The sequence below is a fragment of the Cobetia sp. SIMBA_158 genome, from assembly GCF_046566945.1.
Taxonomy (GTDB): domain Bacteria; phylum Pseudomonadota; class Gammaproteobacteria; order Pseudomonadales; family Halomonadaceae; genus Cobetia; species Cobetia amphilecti.
Genome location: NZ_JAWJYL010000294.1, coordinates 1 through 276, shown reverse-complemented (window position 1 = coordinate 276; position 276 = coordinate 1). Strand labels below are relative to the sequence as shown.

The 276-nt window shown below is 44.9% G+C and carries 1 protein-coding gene; it reads left to right on the top strand.

What is annotated here, in order from left to right; all coding sequences use genetic code 11:
• A partial coding sequence (locus R2R70_RS20030) for a magnesium transporter (protein ID WP_410978904.1) occupies positions 1–276 on the top strand: 276 nt, incomplete at both ends.

Here is a 276-nt window from a genome sequence, read left to right as displayed (position 1 = left end):
AGCAGTGCTTAATGGCATCGTTCCTTCTATGGGCGGTGTTGCTGGTAGTCAATCTCTTACACTTGTTATTCGTGGTATAGCTGTTGGTCATATAAATCAAACCAACCAACGCTTTTTAATGATGAAAGAACTCGCTATTGGAGCACTCAATGGCATTTTGTGGTCATTGTTGATTGCGGGTGTCATTGCACTTTGGCAGTGGGACTTTATGCTCGGCGGCGTACTCGCTTTTGCCATGTTTATGAACTTAGTTGTGGCAGGTGTTGCTGGTGCAAG